The 16,175-nt window shown below is 38.1% G+C and carries 13 protein-coding genes; 7 read left to right on the top strand and 6 right to left on the bottom strand.

Annotated elements, in window-relative coordinates:
* Positions 1-82: 82 nt before the first annotated feature.
* The 5 genes from aceB to D017_RS01940 all read left to right on the top strand — a co-directional run bounded on the left by aceB (position 83) and on the right by D017_RS01940 (position 7,025).
* Positions 83-1,678 (top strand): malate synthase A, encoded by a 1,596-nt coding sequence (aceB, locus tag D017_RS01960; RefSeq protein WP_035334386.1) that lies wholly within the window; start codon positions 83-85, stop codon positions 1,676-1,678.
* 93 nt (positions 1,679-1,771) lie between these two features.
* Positions 1,772-3,382 carry an isocitrate lyase gene (locus D017_RS01955; RefSeq protein WP_035334384.1) on the top strand — a complete coding sequence of 537 codons (1,611 nt, stop codon included), beginning with the start codon at positions 1,772-1,774 and terminating at the stop codon, positions 3,380-3,382.
* Positions 3,383-3,642: 260 nt separating this feature from the next.
* Complete coding sequence (locus D017_RS01950; RefSeq protein WP_035334382.1) at positions 3,643-4,806, top strand: alanine--glyoxylate aminotransferase family protein; 1,164 nt, start codon at positions 3,643-3,645, stop codon at positions 4,804-4,806.
* 167 nt (positions 4,807-4,973) lie between these two features.
* Positions 4,974-6,014: a 23S rRNA (adenine(2503)-C(2))-methyltransferase RlmN gene (gene rlmN, locus D017_RS01945; RefSeq protein ID WP_035334380.1), complete on the top strand. Its 1,041-nt coding sequence runs from the start codon at positions 4,974-4,976 to the stop codon at positions 6,012-6,014.
* 33 nt (positions 6,015-6,047) lie between these two features.
* A complete protein-coding gene (locus D017_RS01940; protein ID WP_035334378.1) occupies positions 6,048-7,025 on the top strand; it encodes a polyprenyl synthetase family protein in 978 nt (325 codons plus the stop codon).
* 4 nt (positions 7,026-7,029) lie between these two features.
* Here the strand turns inward: D017_RS01940 and D017_RS01935 are convergent, their stop codons facing one another.
* The 4 genes from D017_RS01935 to D017_RS01920 form a co-directional block, all read right to left on the bottom strand.
* Positions 7,030-7,356 (bottom strand): hypothetical protein, encoded by a 327-nt coding sequence (locus tag D017_RS01935; RefSeq protein WP_035334376.1) that lies wholly within the window; start codon positions 7,354-7,356, stop codon positions 7,030-7,032.
* A gap of 119 nt (positions 7,357-7,475) precedes the next feature.
* Entirely contained in the window at positions 7,476-8,333 is an 858-nt protein-coding gene (gene accD, locus D017_RS01930) for an acetyl-CoA carboxylase, carboxyltransferase subunit beta (RefSeq protein ID WP_035334374.1), read from the bottom strand.
* Between the two features lie 207 nt (positions 8,334-8,540).
* Complete coding sequence (gene fbaA, locus D017_RS01925) at positions 8,541-9,608, bottom strand: class II fructose-bisphosphate aldolase (RefSeq protein ID WP_035334372.1); 1,068 nt, start codon at positions 9,606-9,608, stop codon at positions 8,541-8,543.
* 175 nt (positions 9,609-9,783) lie between these two features.
* The gene (locus tag D017_RS01920; protein WP_035334370.1) at positions 9,784-12,354 is read right to left on the bottom strand and encodes a BamA/TamA family outer membrane protein; all 2,571 of its coding nucleotides are present in this window, start codon (positions 12,352-12,354) and stop codon (positions 9,784-9,786) included.
* A 37-nt stretch (positions 12,355-12,391) separates the two neighbouring features.
* Between D017_RS01920 and D017_RS01915 the strand changes: the two genes are divergently transcribed.
* Positions 12,392-13,132, top strand: a complete 741-nt coding sequence (locus D017_RS01915) for an RNA methyltransferase (RefSeq protein ID WP_035334369.1) — start codon at positions 12,392-12,394, stop codon at positions 13,130-13,132.
* 3 nt (positions 13,133-13,135) lie between these two features.
* Here D017_RS01915 and D017_RS01910 read toward each other — a convergent pair whose 3' ends face one another.
* Both D017_RS01910 and ubiE read right to left on the bottom strand, forming a co-directional pair.
* Positions 13,136-13,840: a porin family protein gene (locus D017_RS01910; RefSeq protein WP_035337822.1), complete on the bottom strand. Its 705-nt coding sequence runs from the start codon at positions 13,838-13,840 to the stop codon at positions 13,136-13,138.
* A gap of 4 nt (positions 13,841-13,844) precedes the next feature.
* Complete coding sequence (gene ubiE, locus D017_RS01905; RefSeq protein WP_035334367.1) at positions 13,845-14,573, bottom strand: bifunctional demethylmenaquinone methyltransferase/2-methoxy-6-polyprenyl-1,4-benzoquinol methylase UbiE; 729 nt, start codon at positions 14,571-14,573, stop codon at positions 13,845-13,847.
* A gap of 251 nt (positions 14,574-14,824) precedes the next feature.
* Between ubiE and trkA the strand changes: the two genes are divergently transcribed.
* Positions 14,825-16,174 carry a Trk system potassium transporter TrkA gene (gene trkA / locus D017_RS01900; RefSeq protein ID WP_035334365.1) on the top strand — a complete coding sequence of 450 codons (1,350 nt, stop codon included), beginning with the start codon at positions 14,825-14,827 and terminating at the stop codon, positions 16,172-16,174.
* Position 16,175 lies beyond the last annotated feature (1 nt).

Raw genomic sequence — 16,175 nt, 5'->3', positions numbered from 1 at the left:
AAATATATTTTTAGCGAACGTTCGCTTTTTTAATCAAAGTATTTTTTTTAACATTGTGCCATAGAATTTTAAAAAGATAATTATGGCTCCTGAAATAAACCAACATGCACTAAGCTTTAGCAACCAAGTAAAAAGCTATTATTCAGAAATACTCACTGATGAGGCATTAGACTTCATTAAGGCGCTTCATGATAAGTTTAATCCCGCACGTTTAGAGTTATTACGTTCTAGAGAGCAACAACAGTTACTATTTGATCAAGGGCAAAAGCCTGTCTTTCCTTTAGAAACACAAGAAATAAGAGAGGGTGAGTGGACTGCGGGAGAGATTCCTCAAGATTTGCAAGATAGAAGGGTGGAGATCACAGGACCTACAGATCGTAAGATGGTTATTAACGCACTTAACTCTGGTGCAAAAACATTTATGGCAGACCTAGAAGATAGTACTGCGCCTACATGGAGAAATGTGATGGAAGGTCAGATTAACTTGCGAGATGCTGTAAATAAAACAATATCATATCACCACCCTACTAAGGATAAAAAATATACACTCAATGATGCTGTGGCTACATTACTGGTAAGGCCAAGAGGGTGGCACCTTAATGAAAAACATGTTCTTGTAGACGGCGTAGAAGTGTCTGGGTCTTTGTTAGATTTTGGATTGTACTTCTTTACAAACGTACGTCAGTTACTAGAAAATGGTACAGGACCCTATTTCTACCTAGCAAAACTTGAGCATTACAAGGAAGCGAGACTATGGAATGAGGTTTTTAAATTTTCTCAAGATTACTTAAATATTCCTGAGGGAACGATTAAATGTACGGTACTAATCGAGACAATCACGGCAAGCCATCAGTTGGATGAAATTATTTATGAGTTAAAGGATTATATCGTTGGTCTTAATTGCGGTCGCTGGGATTATATATTCTCGTATATCAAGAAGTTTAGAAATGATCCTGATTTCTTAGTTCCTAACAGGGATCAAGTAGGAATGACGGCGCCTTTTATGGACGCATATTCTAAGTTGGTAATACAAAGGTGTCACAAACGCGGAATCCTAGCAATAGGAGGTATGGCAGCGCAAGTGCCTATTAAAAATGACTCCTCGGCAAATCAAGCAGCTTTAGAAAAAGTAAGAAAAGACAAAGAACGCGAGGTTATAAATGGACACGATGGTACATGGGTTGCTCATCCAGCGCTTGTTCAAATTGCGATGGATGAGTTTGATAAACATATGCCTACAGCAAACCAGCTGAACATTACAAGAGATGATGTTGTTGTGACAGCAGATGACCTAGTTGCAATTCCTGCGGGCACGGTCACAGAAGCTGGAGTACGTAAAAATATTAATGTAGGAATACTCTATCTCAACGCATGGTTAAGTGGTCAAGGTGCGGTAGCTCTCTATCACTTAATGGAGGACGCTGCTACTGCCGAAATCTCTAGAACACAAATTTGGCATTGGATAAAAAACAAAGCAGTGCTGGAAGATGGAAAAGCATTTACAAAAGAATACTTCAATGAGCTTTTTGATGAAGAAGTTGAAAAAATCATTACTGAAGTGGGTTCTCATAAAATAAAAGAAACTCAGTTTGAGAATGCATTTAATCTTTTTAAAGAGTTGGTTCTAGCAGAAGACTTTGAAGAGTTCTTAACCACGCCAGCTTATAAATTTCTTTAGGTAAATATCCATAGGCTATTTTTCAAATAATCATAACAAAACTATCACCGCCTTTATAGGCACACATTAAATAAATTTTTAAAACTTAGTATTATGTCAAACTACAATTCGGCTCTTGAAGTTGTTAGATCACTTAAAGCAAAGCATGGAAACTCTTGGAGTGCCATAAGTCCAGAAAATACAGCTCGTATGGCTGTTCAAAATAGATTTAAAACAGGCCTCGACATTGCAAGATATACTGCGAGTATAATGCGCAAGGATATGGAAGAGTACGATGCAAATCCTATGAGTTATACTCAGTCGCTAGGTTGCTGGCACGGGTTTGTAGCGCAGCAAAAAATGATTGCTGTTAAGAAACATCATGGTACTACTAATAAAAAATACTTATACCTCTCTGGATGGATGGTTGCCGCTTTACGCTCAGAGTTAGGTCCTTTGCCAGATCAATCTATGCATGAAAAGACTGCTGTGCCAAAATTAATTGAAGAAATTTATACATTCTTAAGACAAGCAGATGCCGTAGAACTTAATGATTTGTTTCGTCGTCTTGATGCCGGTGAGGATGTGCAAGATCAAATTGATAATTATGAAACGCATATAGTTCCAATTATCGCAGATATAGACGCAGGTTTTGGAAATGAAGAGGCTACTTATTTACTGGCAAAGAAAATGATAGAAGCTGGAGCATGCGCACTGCAGATAGAAAACCAAGTTTCTGATGCAAAGCAGTGCGGTCACCAGGATGGTAAAGTGACCGTTCCTCATGAGGATTTTATAGCAAAACTTAACGCACTACGTTATGCCTTTTTAGAGCTAGGAGTAGATGAGGGTGTTATTGTAGCAAGAACAGATTCTGAGGGTGCAGGTCTTACCCAGAAATTACCTGTAAGCCAAGAGCCAGGAGATCTCGCTTCTCAATATCTCGCTTTTGTAGAGGCAGAAGAAGTAGATATTAATAGCGCAAATGAAGATGATGTGCTTCTTAAAAGAGATGGAAAACTCGTGCGACCAGTAAGATTGCCTAATGGTCTTTACAAGTTTAAGAGCGGTTCAAACATAGATAGAGTGGTGCTAGATTGTATTACGAGTTTGCAAAACGGCGCTGACCTATTATGGATTGAAACGCCTACGCCTAATGTAAAGCAAATCGCTCATATGGTAAATAGAGTGAGAGCAGTAGAGCCAAGTGCAAAACTAGTTTATAATAACTCTCCTTCTTTTAACTGGACACTTAACTTTAGAAATCAAGCGTATGATGAGATGGTAGAGGAGGGTGAAAATATGACTGCATATGATCGTAATAATTTAATGGATGCAGCTTATGATCAGACGGAATTGTCTCATAGAGCAGATGAAAAAATTAAAACATTCCAAAGAGACGGAGCCCTTGAAGCGGGAATATTCCACCACCTCATTACGTTGCCTACTTATCACACTACTGCACTGCATATGAATGATCTTACCGAAGGTTATTTTGGAGATCAAGGTATGCTGGCTTATGTGAAAGATGTGCAAAGGCAAGAGATACGTAAAGGAGTTTCTTGTGTGAAACACCAGAGAATGGCTGGTTCTGACCTAGGAGATGATCACAAAACATTTTATGCAGGAGATAAGGCTCTAAAGGCTGGAGGAGCAAATAATACTAGTAATCAATTTCAAGAGAAGAAAACGGTATTAAATAATAATCCTGTTTTGACAGCGTAGCCTCAAACAAATTGTTAATTGTTGGGAAGGCGGTGTCGTGTATGCCGCCTTTTTCGTTCAGAAATTCTTATTTGGGTGATAATAATGTCTACAATTGCGTCATTTTACCCTGACATTTAATTAGATTGCTATCTTGATAAATAGTTGTAGTGCATGATGTTTACTATGTTACGCTTTCGCGAAAGCGTTATAAGAAGAAATATTTTTAAAGTAAATAGGAAAAGGAAAACCTAAAAAGTATCATTAAAATCTTAGCAAAAATGAAAAGCAGAAAACTACTGATGATCCCTGGTCCAATAGAATTTGAGCCAGATGTGTTACAAGCGATGGCAGTTCCTACTGCGAGTCATGTTGCACCAAATTTTATAGAGGTTTTTGGGAATAGTCTAGATATGATGCGTGAAGTGTGGAATGCTCCGAGTGGACAGCCTTTTGTAGTGGCAGGGAGTGGTACGCTTGCGATGGATATGGCAGCTGCAAATCTAATAGAAAAAGGAGATGCTGCGCTAGTTGTTTCTTCTGGTTATTTTGGAGAACGTTTTAAAGATATACTGGAAACCTATGGTGCAGATACGACCATATTAAGTGCGCCTATAGGCGAGGTTGTGTCTTTAACGGAGATAGAAGCGGCTTTTAAAACAAAAAAATATAAGGTAGTTACCTTCACGCATGTAGATACATCTACAGGTGTCATGGTGGCGCCAGAGCCTCTGTGTAAACTTGCAAAAAAATATAATGTACTTACTATACTTGATGGAGTATGCTCTGTAGCTGGTCAAGAAATCTTGCAAGATGCCTGGGGTGTAGATGTGGTCCTTACAGGATCTCAAAAGGCAATAGGTGTGCCGCCAGGATTAGCATTACTAGTAGCATCGCAAAAAGCAATAGAAGTGTGGAAAAACCGAAAAACACCTGTTCAAAATTACTATGCATCTTGGAATAACTGGTTGCCCATTATGACAGCATATGAGGAAAGGCGTCCATCTTATTTTGGCACGCCACCTGTTAACTTAATTCTTGCACTTGAAAAAAGTATGCAATTAATTTGTAGTGAAGGAATGGTCGCAAGAGTACATAGGCATGAGCGTCTTGCTAGTGCTTTTAGAGCTGCAATCCGTTCTTTAGATTTAGATATATTACCAAAAACAGAAGAGATTGCTGCGAGTACGCTTACTGCAGTGTACTATCCAGAGGGTCTTGATGGGGCTGCTTTGAGAGCAAATATGACGCAAGATGATGTGATTGTGGCCGGAGGCTTGCTCTCAGAAATCAAAGCCAATTACTTTAGAGTAGGGCACATGGGATCTGTGTCGGCAAATGATTTGCTTTGTGTGATAGGTGCATTAGAACGCTCCCTATCTGCTTTAAATTATTCTTTTGAATCTGGCATAGGTTTGAAAGTTTTTCAAGATAGTCTGGACTAAAAATGCAATTATTTTATGAGTTTATAACGCTAGTTTCTCCCTAAGAAGTCTGGCGTTTTTATTTGAAATAGGTTTGTGTGTCATTGTTTTGATAGTATTGAAAAGCTTTTAATAGTAAGCTTGTATTCAAACGTGAAAACCAACAAACAACTACGTACCTTTGCATTGTGAAAACAGATAAGAGAGACATACGTAAATTAAGTAAGGAAGAGCTTAGAGATTTTTTTGTAGCTCAAGGCGATAAAGCCTTCCGAGGAAATCAGGTATATGAATGGCTGTGGCAAAAAGGCGCACACGACTTTATTGATATGACAAACCTTTCTAAGGATACTCGTATACTCTTAGATGAAAACTTCGTGATTAATCACATCCGTGTAGACCAGATGCAGCGCAGTAGTGACGGTACTATAAAAAATGGAGTAGAGTTACATGATGGTCTCATGGTGGAGTCTGTATTGATTCCTACAAAAAATAGAACAACTGCTTGTGTTTCGTCACAAGTAGGCTGTAGCCTTAACTGTAAGTTTTGTGCTACCGCACGTTTAAAACGCATGCGTAATCTCAATCCAGATGAGATTGTAGATCAAGTGGTCGTGATAGATAGACAAAGTAGACTATATCACGATAAGCCGCTCTCTAATATTGTCTTTATGGGAATGGGAGAGCCTTTAATGAATTATAATAATGTCATTAAAGCGATTGATAAGATTACAGATCCTGAAGGATTAGGGATGTCTCCTAAGCGCATTACGGTTTCTACCTCTGGAGTGCCTAAGATTATTAAGAAAATGGCAGATGATGAGGTGAAGTTTAACCTTGCTGTTTCATTACACTCTGCGCTTGATGATGTGCGTACAGAGATTATGCCTTTTAATGAGCAAATGCCACTTGCAGATCTTAAAGAGGCGCTTATTTACTGGTATCAAAAAACAGGGAAACGTATAACCTATGAATACGTGGTATGGGATGGTATTAATGATCGTCAGATAGATATTATGGCCTTGTTAGACTTTTGTAAAGCAGTACCTAGCAAAGTAAATATCATTGAATATAACCCCATTGATGATGGTCAGTTCCAGCAAGCAAATCCTGAAGCTTTAGACCGTTATGTGTCAGTGCTTGAAGCAAATGGTGTGACAGTAACCGTGCGTAGATCAAGAGGTAAAGATATCGATGCAGCCTGCGGACAACTAGCTAATAAGCAATAGGATGCAAAGTAGCTGTTACTTATCTTTACTATAATGAAAATAGTAGCACAGATTAAAGAACCCATCGCTTATGAAATGGAGCTTTTTGAAGAAAAGTTTTCTCTTTCTATGCGCTCTAAGGTGGCTCTTCTCAATCGTATCACACATTATATTGTAAACCGCAAAGGGAAGCAAATGCGCCCTATGTTTGTCTTTCTTACCGCAAAGATGATGAACAATGGAGAGGTAAACGACCGCACCTATCGTGGGGCTTCGGTTATAGAATTAATCCATACTGCTAGTCTCGTACATGATGATGTAGTAGATGATAGTAACATTCGTAGAGGTTTCTTCTCGCTTAATGCATTATGGAAAAATAAGATTGCAGTACTTGTTGGAGATTTTTTATTCTCAAAGGGACTGTTGCTTTCTATAGATAATGGCGATACAGATTTATTGCAAATTATATCTGTTGCGGTGAGAGAAATCTCAGAAGGCGAATTACTCCAAATAGAAAAAGCCCGCAAGCTAGATATTACAGAAGATTTGTATTACGAAATTATTAGACAAAAAACAGCAACGCTCATTGCGGCTTGTTGTGCTATGGGAGCTTGTGCTGTTCATGCTAAAGATGAAGAGGTGAAGCGCATGCATAAATTTGGAGAGCTTATAGGTATGGCTTTCCAAATTAAAGATGACTTGTTTGATTACGGTACTGCCAAAATTGGGAAACCTACAGGTATTGATATCAAAGAGCAAAAGATGACCTTACCGCTCATTTATGTACTGAACACCGTTTCTAAAAAAGATAAAAATTGGCTCATCAATAGTATTAAAAATAAGAATACAGATAAGAAGCGTGTAAATGAAGTAATTGCCTTTGTACGAGACAATGGTGGTCTGGAATATGCTATTACCAAGATGAAGGGATTACAGCAAGAAGCGCTAGAAATCTTAATGACATATCCTAAGTCTGTGTACCGTGACTCTCTTGAGCTTATGGTGAATTATGTGATTGATAGGGAGAAGTAAAATTTCATTCCATTTTCTCTAACTCTTCTTGAAAATGTTTCATCAGAAAAGATTTTTCTCTAGTATTCAGACTGTCCAGTATCCCGACTCTTCCATAAAAACTTATGCTCATGTCTTCTTTGTGAACTAAAACTATCAAAGGATATCCTCTTTGAGCTTCAAACATATTAATATTTTCAAAGCCTATAAGAGGTGGGCTCTGATCTAAGTTATATTGGTATCTTATATTTTTTACTGAAGAGCTATTAAATGGATCACCGTCTGGAATTGCAGAAATAATTAACCCTTGTACTTCATTAAAATCATCTTCATCATAATCCTCGTATTTCAATTGTTTATTGCAGGATAATAAGCATGATATTAAAATGATGGGGATAAAAAATCTCATAAGTGATGTTATAAAAAAGAGGCTAAACATTACGTTTAGCCTCTTTTTATATTTTATAATGATTAAGCTCTAACCGCTCGATTCATGATTAAATCTAAGTAAAGATTTACTTTGTTTTTTAATTCCTGACGCGGAGTGATAAAATCTAAGAAACCGTGTTCTTGCAAGAACTCTGCTGTTTGGAAGCCTTCTGGTAATTCCTTTCCAGTAGTATCACGTACAATACGTGGTCCTGCAAAGCCTATAAGTGCACCAGGTTCAGAGATGTTAATGTCCCCAAGCATGGCAAATGATGCTGTAGTACCTCCGGTAGTAGGATCTGTACAAAGCGATACATAAGGTATCCCTGCATCTGCAAGTTGAGCAAGCTTAGCACTTGTTTTTGCAAGTTGCATGAGTGATAATGCCGCTTCCATCATACGAGCACCTCCAGATTTAGAGATAATCATAAATGGAATGTTGTTTTTAAGAGAATAATCTGCAGCACGTGCAATTTTTTCACCTACAACACTTCCCATAGACCCACCTATAAAGCTGAAGTCCATACAAGCTATTACAATATCTGCACCTTTAGACTTACCAACGGCAGTTCTAATAGCGTCTTTAAGACCTGTTTTTTCTTGAGCAGCAGCGAGACGGTCTACATACTTCTTTTTATCCTCAAATTTAAGAGGGTCCTTAGAAGTAAGTTTGGTATCTAGCTCTTTAAATTTATTATCATCAAAGAGGATTTCAAAATATTCATTACTACCTATTCGTACGTGGTATCCATCCTCAGGTGAGATGTAGAAATTCTTTTCTAGCTCTTCTGTATCTACTATCTTTCCAGTAGGTGATTTGTACCACAGCCCTTTAGGAGTATCTTTTTTGTCCTCTGTTGCAGTGTGTATTCCTTTTTCTTTACGTTTGAACCAAGCCATATTATGTTTGAATTTGGTTAATGGTATTTATTCCGCTTTCGCGAAAATGTTATAACTATAAATAAATTCTTTCCTGTATCAGAAAGTAAGTCCTAGCAATTTAAGGACTCATTAATTACTAATGCAAGCTGTAAAAATACGGAAAACGGATTACATCAAATCAATTTTGATGCAATCCGTTTTTACAAATTTTATAATGTGTTGATACTATAGTGTATCGATATTATTTAAATCTTCAAAAGCCTTTTTAAGACGTGCTCCCATTGTTCCTTCTGCCTTACGTAACCATACGCGAGGATCATAAAACTTCTTGTTTGGAGAGTCATCACCAGTAGGGTTTCCTATTTGAGTTTTAAGATACTCAGCATTTTCTCCAAAATAATCACGGATACCTTCTGCAGTAGACCATTGTAAATCTGTATCAATGTTCATTTTGATAACTCCGTAAGAGATTCCCTCACGTATTTCCTCTACGGTAGATCCACTTCCTCCGTGAAATACAAAATCAATGTGGTTGTGCTCCTTTCCATACTTCTCAGAGATATGCTCTTGAGAATTTTTAAGAATCTTCGGAGTAAGCTTTACGTTACCTGGCTTGTAAACTCCGTGTACATTTCCAAAAGCTGCAGCAATCGTAAATTGATCACTTACTTTACTTAGTTCCTCATAAGCATAAGCAACTTCTTCTGGTTGTGTGTATAATTTTGAATCATCTACATCACTGTTATCTACACCATCTTCTTCACCACCAGTGATACCTAATTCTATCTCAAGTGTCATTTCCATCTTAGCCATGCGCTCAAGATATCCTTTGCAAATCTCAATATTCTCCTCAAGTGGTTCTTCACTTAAGTCAATCATGTGAGAGCTAAAGAGTGAATGACCATGTTCTTTATAGTAAGCCTCATTTGCATCAAGCATCCCGTCCATCCAAGGAAGTAATTTTTTTGCACAGTGATCTGTGTGTAAAATTACGGTTGCTCCGTATGCTTTTGCAAGTTCGTGTACGTGCTTTGCTCCAGCTACAGCTCCTAGTACGGCTGCTTTTTGGTTGTCATTGTTTAATCCTTTTCCAGCATTAAACTGAGCTCCACCATTTGAAAACTGGATAATTACAGGAGCATTAAGCGCTGCTGCAGTCTCTAGAACCGTGTTGATACTGTTAGACCCAATTACATTAACCGCAGGAAGGGCAAAACCTTTCTCTTTTGCATAGTTAAAAATTGCTTGTACTTCGTGGCCCGTGGCTACACCTGGTTTTATAGAATGCGACATTGTTGTTGTTTAAGATTAGTGCAGTAAAAATAACAAATATTACTCGGAAAGTAGCCGGCATATGGAGGTTACTACGACAACGTTTTAGCTTTGTCACATTTTCGCGAAAGCGAAAAAAAGCAATAGAAACTCTCCATAAAACTCTAGAGTAAATAATAAGAAGATGGAGGGGTTACTAGAAAGGATAATTAATCCCCACGTTGTAAACTGCATTTGAGAAGTTGTATTCCTTAAACCAGCGATCACCTTCTGGGAGTGCTGGGTTGTAAGATTTAAAGCCGACATCAAAGCGAAGGGCAAAAAAGTCAAAATCCCACCTGAGTCCAAAACCTGAGCCTACCGCAAGATCTTTTAAACTAGCGATATTATTAAAGCGCGATCTAGGGTCTTCTACATTATCAAAAACATTCCAGATATTTCCGGCGTCTGTAAATAGCGCTCCTTCAATAGGACCTATTAAATCAAAACGGTACTCAAGGTTGAAGGCAAGTTTCATGTTTGCTTCATTAAACTCATTAGGACTGCCACTGCTTCCTGGGCCTAGGTCATAAGCTCTCCAAGCTCTGTTATCATTAGAGCCTCCACCAAAAAAACTACGTATAAAAGGGATACTCGTAGAGTTGCCGTAAGGAATTGCAATACCGCCAAAGGCTCTTGCTGCAATGATGTTATTTTCTCCCAGATCCCAGTGACGTGAGTATTCTATTTCTGTTTTTACGTACTGAGAATACACAACACCAAAAAGGCTTTTGTTTCCATCTTCGTTTTTCTCTGTGTTTGCAATTCCTCCGGCAAGTGCTAGCGCATTACCAGCAAGTTCCACACGAGTTCTCAGTCGGCTAAAGGTTTCATCAAACAGATTTTCCCTATTGTCATAAGTGTGTGATATATTTAAGGATACAATAAGGTTGTCTTCTGTAAGTCGCTCTTGGCGTTCTCCTATCGCTCGTATATCATCTATATCGTCTTGCACTAGATTGTCTATTTGGCTACGGTTTACGTCATTTATAAACTGCTCTGCTCCTGTGGGTATAGAAAGATTTCTATCGCCATTTTCATCGGTTATAAAATATCCAGGGTTGATATTTGCTTCATTGTTGCGTGCGATGGTATTGAGATCTTCATAACTATTTCTATAGATATTAAAATAATTATTAGGGTTTAGGTTGCGCACATATTGAGCATTGATGAGGTCTACACTAAAGCTGCGTTTCCACGATGGACTCCAGTTGTAGGTAAGTCCCGCGGTTACCGTTTGTTTATCAAGACCTATGTTTTGTTGTACTCCTATACCAAGATTAAAACGAGTGTTAGGTTGCCATTCGGCTGGAATGAGAGCGCTTGTACTCACTGGGAAAAAAATACGAGGGAATGTGAGTCTTACATCTGCACCTATTTCTGAAATATTGAAAAAACTATCATCAGGATTTGCAGCATCGTCTGATGCTCCAAGGCTTCCACGAGCAGAAATTTCTAAGGTTTCGGCACCTCTAAAGATATTACGTATCAATAAAGATCCAAATCCCGCAATCCCAAAATCTTGAATGTTTGAAGTAGAGACGTCAAAGTCTGCTCTTAATTTATATTTCTCAAGAGGGGAGAGTCTTATGCTTGCAATAAGATCAGACCTTGTGCTATCTGCAGGGTCTTCCATGTATTGAATACTTGGGTATTTAAAAGTGCCAAGTCTACTTAGTCTGCTTAAACTCTGGATGCGATCTCTATCTTTATAAATGTCGCCTGGTTTAAGAGGGATAATATCTGTGAGGGCCTTAGGTCTGTAATTTATTTTATCATAAGCATAGATCTTAAAACCATCTTTAACTAAGGAGTCATTAAATGGTTTGTCTCTATTGGCATAACTGTAATCTGTAATAATATTTACTTCAGAAACATTGTGAACTTTAAACGGTACTTCATAAATCGAGTCGTTTATGTTTTCTGTAGGGTTGTCTATAATGTACTCTAAGTTGGCTTTATGATTTGTGTTTACGGTATCCCCTACGAGACGTATATATTCTGACTCAAAATGATATAAGCCATTGTTTCTAAAGAGTTCTGTAAGACGTTGTGTTTCGGCATTAATATTACTCGTTGCATAGCGTGCGCCTGGCTTTAAAAGAGAAGCTTTTTTGTGTACTTGGTATATAGAGTCTGCTACTGGGGAGGCTATAATAGGTTTTATGCTATCTAAATAATAAGGTTTACGCTTACTTACCTTATAATCTACGCTGGCGCGCTGGTTGCTGTCTTTTTTAATTTCATAATCTACAGTAGCATTAAAGTATCCATTGTTTACATAGTATGAATTAAGGCGTTGTGCAGATTTTTGCGTGATTGCATCTGTAACTATGGCAGGAGCTTCTCCGGTATTTTTAATTCCTGTATTGATGCTCTTTTTAAAGTTGCGGGCAGCTTCTACTTGCTTGCGAGAAAGTACGCGTTCCCAGAAGGTGAATCTATCTTTGCTTGCTGCTCTTTGCGCATCGAGTACAGAATCTATGTTAGGTCTCGCAAGATTGTAAATATAAAGTCGCAGCGGAATTCCTAATCCGGGTAGCGTAGTATTGGGTTTCTGGTAAAGAAAATTATAAAGGCGGCTCTCACTTACTTTCTTATCACCATCATAAATGGTGTTTTCTGTGAGTAGATGTCCATCGTCTGGTACGCGCTTTGTTGCGTCACAACCTAATAGAAACACCGCCACTAGCAGAATTAGTGATATTTTTGTAAAAGTCTTTTTCAAAAGGGCGTTTTCATCATCTCAAAAGTACATCTTAATCGTGGTAAGCAAAAATACAATCAAACGAATAACGAGTTTAGGTCAAAAAAAGTACAGACAGCGTGAGCGTGTCTTTGTGGCTGAGGGAATTAAGGTGGTACATGAGCTGCTTCATTCGGACTTAGAACTTGTAGAACTATATGCAGAAGATGTTTCCGCTTTCGCGAAAGCGTTACAAAACAAAAATCAGGCGATAGTACAGGAGGTGAGTGCTGCAGATTTAAAGAAAATTACTTTTTTAAAAACTTCGCAAAAAGCAGTGGCAACTTTTAGAATGCCAGAGGCTGCAGAGTTAGATAGATCTGGGCTTACCTTGTTGCTAGATGATGTGCGAGATCCAGGTAATCTAGGAACGATTATACGTTTGTGTGATTGGTTTGGCATTAAGCAACTCGTGTGTTCTATAGGAACTGTAGATTGTTATAATCCTAAAGTAGTGCAGGCTACTATGGGCTCATTAACAAGAGTAAATGTGGTGTATACCCATCTAGATGAATACCTAAAAGATGATAGTAGAGAAGTCTTTGGAACCTTTATGGATGGTACAAATATTTATGCGACAAGTTTGCCGCAAGAAGGAGTTATTATCATGGGCAATGAAGCAAATGGTATTTCTCGAGAAATAGAATCTTTAGTATCTAATCGTATTGCTATACCGAGATTTGGCGAAGTACAAGCGACCGAAAGTCTCAATGTAGCTACGGCAACAGCCATCTGCCTGAGCGAATTTAAACGAGGGTAAGTATTACTGAAAAGTAAAGTTTAAAAACACACCGCGTGTTTGCATTTTGTTGATATTACCTGTCCACGGGCTGTTTGGACTGTTGTCTCTTACAAGCTCGTCAGAGGTTGCAAATACTCCTTTTATACTTGGGATAAACTTAAAGTAGTAGAGGTAGAGCTCCACGCCTATAGCCATCTCATAAAAGAAAGGATTTGAAGTAGTACGGAACTGTCCAGCAAAGTTGTCATCTGGGTTTTGCTCGTTACTAGATAAGTTAGTAACCGCAGCGACCCCAAACTGAACGTAGGGACGCACATTATTAAGTCTTCTCGTATTAAATTTAAGAGCAAGCGGGAGATAGATGTAAGTAGATGGTACTTCTCTTAGTAAATCGCTTTCATTGTCAAAACGAGCATCTGGAGCATACATTAAGTTACGCTGTGTGTAAACGAGTCCAGGTTCTGTGCGTAAACTTATAAACTCAGAAAGTCTAAGATCACCCACGATACCTACATTGAATCCTACAGAACGTTCTACTTGAATATCTTCTTGATCTGTCTGGTAGTCAAAATTATAATCCATGGAGTTTATACCAAAGTAGTATCCCCAAGAGATTGGTTTTTTGTCAAAATTTTGATCGTTCTGAACTCGTGCTCTAGAGAGCCATTGACCTTGGGCCGTTGAGAAACTTAAAACAAGTGCTATTACAGCAATGTATGTACGCATAAAATTATTTTGTAGCAGTATAAATTGTTGCAACTCCAAAGGTTTGGGGTTTGTGTTGCACGTCTTTAAACCCAATTTTACGTAAAATATTGTTTAGTTTCTCGCCAAAAGGAAATGCATTTGCACTTTCGCTTAGATAACCATAAGCGTTCTTATCTTTAGAAAACAGTTTACCCACGGTAGGTAAGATTACTTTAGAGTGAAAATTATACCCTTGTTTAAAAGGTGTTTTTGTAGGTACAGAGGTTTCTAATATCACAAAGATTCCACCTGGTTTAAGTACACGTAAAATTTCGGCAAGGCCTTTTTCTAGTGTTTCAAAGTTGCGCACCCCAAAAGCGACCGTGATTGCGTCAAAGCTGCTGTCTTCAAAGGGCATATTCTCACTATCTGCCTGCATCATCTCGATGCGGCTATCTAGTTTTTTTGAAGCTATCTTTTTTCTGCCTACAGAGAGCATTCCTTCAGAAATATCAAGGCCTACTAGCTTGCTAGCATTTGTACTAGCCATATTAATGATGAGGTCTCCAGTTCCTGTTGCAATATCAAGAATAGAAGTTGGGTTTGTATCTGCAACTAGTTGCACTACTTTTTTACGCCACTTTACATCGATACCAAAAGAGATGACACGGTTAAGCCCATCATATTCTCCAGAGATATTGTCAAACATTTGCTCGACCTGATCTTTTTTTGATTGCTCAGAAGACTTATAGGGTGTTACTTTCTTAGACATTGCCTTTTTTTTTACAAAGATAAGGCTTTCGCCAAAATGTGATTAACCTCACCTAAGGTCATTTTGATGATGCATATTAAACTATAATTATGACCTTTTATAGTGTCCATGATGTGCTTTTTAAGGAAATGTGTTCAAATTTTCGCGAAAGCGCACCAATAAATAGGAGTCGGTCAAAGGATTAACGGCTGCATTTTTTTAATCGGTTATCAAAGTATTATCTTTGTAGGCATTTTTGAGCACACCCATTTATGAAAATAATCATTGCAGGAGCAGGGGAAGTAGGCTTTCACTTAGCTAAATTACTCTCTTACGAATCTCAAGATATTACCTTAATTGATACCGATAGAGAAAGTCTTTCTTATGCAGATACACATCTGGATATTAGGACAATCAAGGGTGATGCAACCTCCATAGCGATATTGCAAGACTCTCGCGTAGATGGTGTAGATCTACTTATTGCGGTAACTGCTAGTGAAACGACTAATATTACTGTCTGTGTACTTGCAAAGCAGCTAGGCGCAAAGCGAACTATTGCTCGTATCTCTAATACAGAGTTTATAAAGCACAAAGATCTTGCTGGTTTTCAAAAGTTTGGTATCGATGAGTTGATATCGCCAGAGAGTCTAGCCGCGAGTGAGATTGAATTATTACTCAATCAAAGTGGTTTTTCAGATAGTTTTGAGTTTGATAATGGTGCTCTTACAATGGTAGGTACTACTTTATCACGCACGGCCTCTTTTGTGGGTAAAAGCGTTAAAGAAGCTGCAAAGATTTTTCCTAAACTACACTTTATGCCTATTGCGATTCAACGCGTAGGAACTCAGTATACACTCATACCTAGGGGAGATACTATCTTTAAAGAAGGTGATCATATCTATTTTGTAACTGTAAAAGGAGGCGTTGAAGAAATTTACAAGCTTACGGGTAAGGTGCGCCAGAAAATCAAAAATGTAATGATTTTAGGAGGCAGTCAGATAGGATCTAAAACTGCTAGATATCTTTGTAGTGATAAGTTTAATGTCAAGCTAGTTGAAAAAAATCGTGACAAAGCAATAGATCTTGCAGATTTGCATCCTAAAGCATTAATCATTAATGGTGATGGACGTAATGTAGAACTGCTAGATGAAGAAAACATACACGACATGGATGCCTTTATCTCTGTTACAGGTGATAGTGAGACTAATATTATGTCATGTCTAGTTGCTAAGTCTAAAGGTGTTCAAAAAACGATTGCACTAGTAGAAAATATGGATTACTTCCAGCTCTCACAGAGTATAGGGATTGATACTTTGATTAATAAAAAGCTACTTGCAGCAAATAATATATTTAGATACATCCGTAAAGGAGAGGTGGTTGCAATGACAAAGCTCAATAATATGAATGCTGAGCTGCTAGAGTTTATTGTAAAAGGTTCTTCTGCGGTACAAGGTAAGCGCATTAGAGATATAGATTTTCCTCGCTCTGCAACCATTGCAGGAGTTGTGCGTAATGATCAAGGCCTTATAGCGCTTGGGGATTTTAGAATAGAAGTAGGAGATCGCGTGGTGGTATGCTGTTTACCACGATCTATTAAGAAAGTAGAAGAAATGTTTATCTAGC

It is taken from the genome of Dokdonia sp. PRO95 (assembly GCF_000355805.1).
In the GTDB taxonomy this organism is placed as follows: Bacteria; Bacteroidota; Bacteroidia; order Flavobacteriales; family Flavobacteriaceae; genus Dokdonia.
The sequence above is the reverse complement of the archived record's forward strand: the minus strand, read 5'-3'. Positions and strand labels throughout refer to the sequence as shown.

Coding starts and splice junctions, on each gene's coding strand:
- aceB (WP_035334386.1), top strand. CDS start 83: ATGGCTCCTGAAATAAACCAACATGCACTAAGCTTTAGCAACCAAGTA.
- D017_RS01955 (WP_035334384.1), top strand. CDS start 1,772: ATGTCAAACTACAATTCGGCTCTTGAAGTTGTTAGATCACTTAAAGCA.
- D017_RS01950 (WP_035334382.1), top strand. CDS start 3,643: ATGAAAAGCAGAAAACTACTGATGATCCCTGGTCCAATAGAATTTGAG.
- D017_RS01940 (WP_035334378.1), top strand. CDS start 6,048: ATGAAAATAGTAGCACAGATTAAAGAACCCATCGCTTATGAAATGGAG.
- accD (WP_035334374.1), bottom strand. CDS start 8,333: ATGGCTTGGTTCAAACGTAAAGAAAAAGGAATACACACTGCAACAGAG.
- fbaA (WP_035334372.1), bottom strand. CDS start 9,608: ATGTCGCATTCTATAAAACCAGGTGTAGCCACGGGCCACGAAGTACAA.
- D017_RS01910 (WP_035337822.1), bottom strand. CDS start 13,840: ATGCGTACATACATTGCTGTAATAGCACTTGTTTTAAGTTTCTCAACG.
- ubiE (WP_035334367.1), bottom strand. CDS start 14,573: ATGTCTAAGAAAGTAACACCCTATAAGTCTTCTGAGCAATCAAAAAAA.
- trkA (WP_035334365.1), top strand. CDS start 14,825: ATGAAAATAATCATTGCAGGAGCAGGGGAAGTAGGCTTTCACTTAGCT.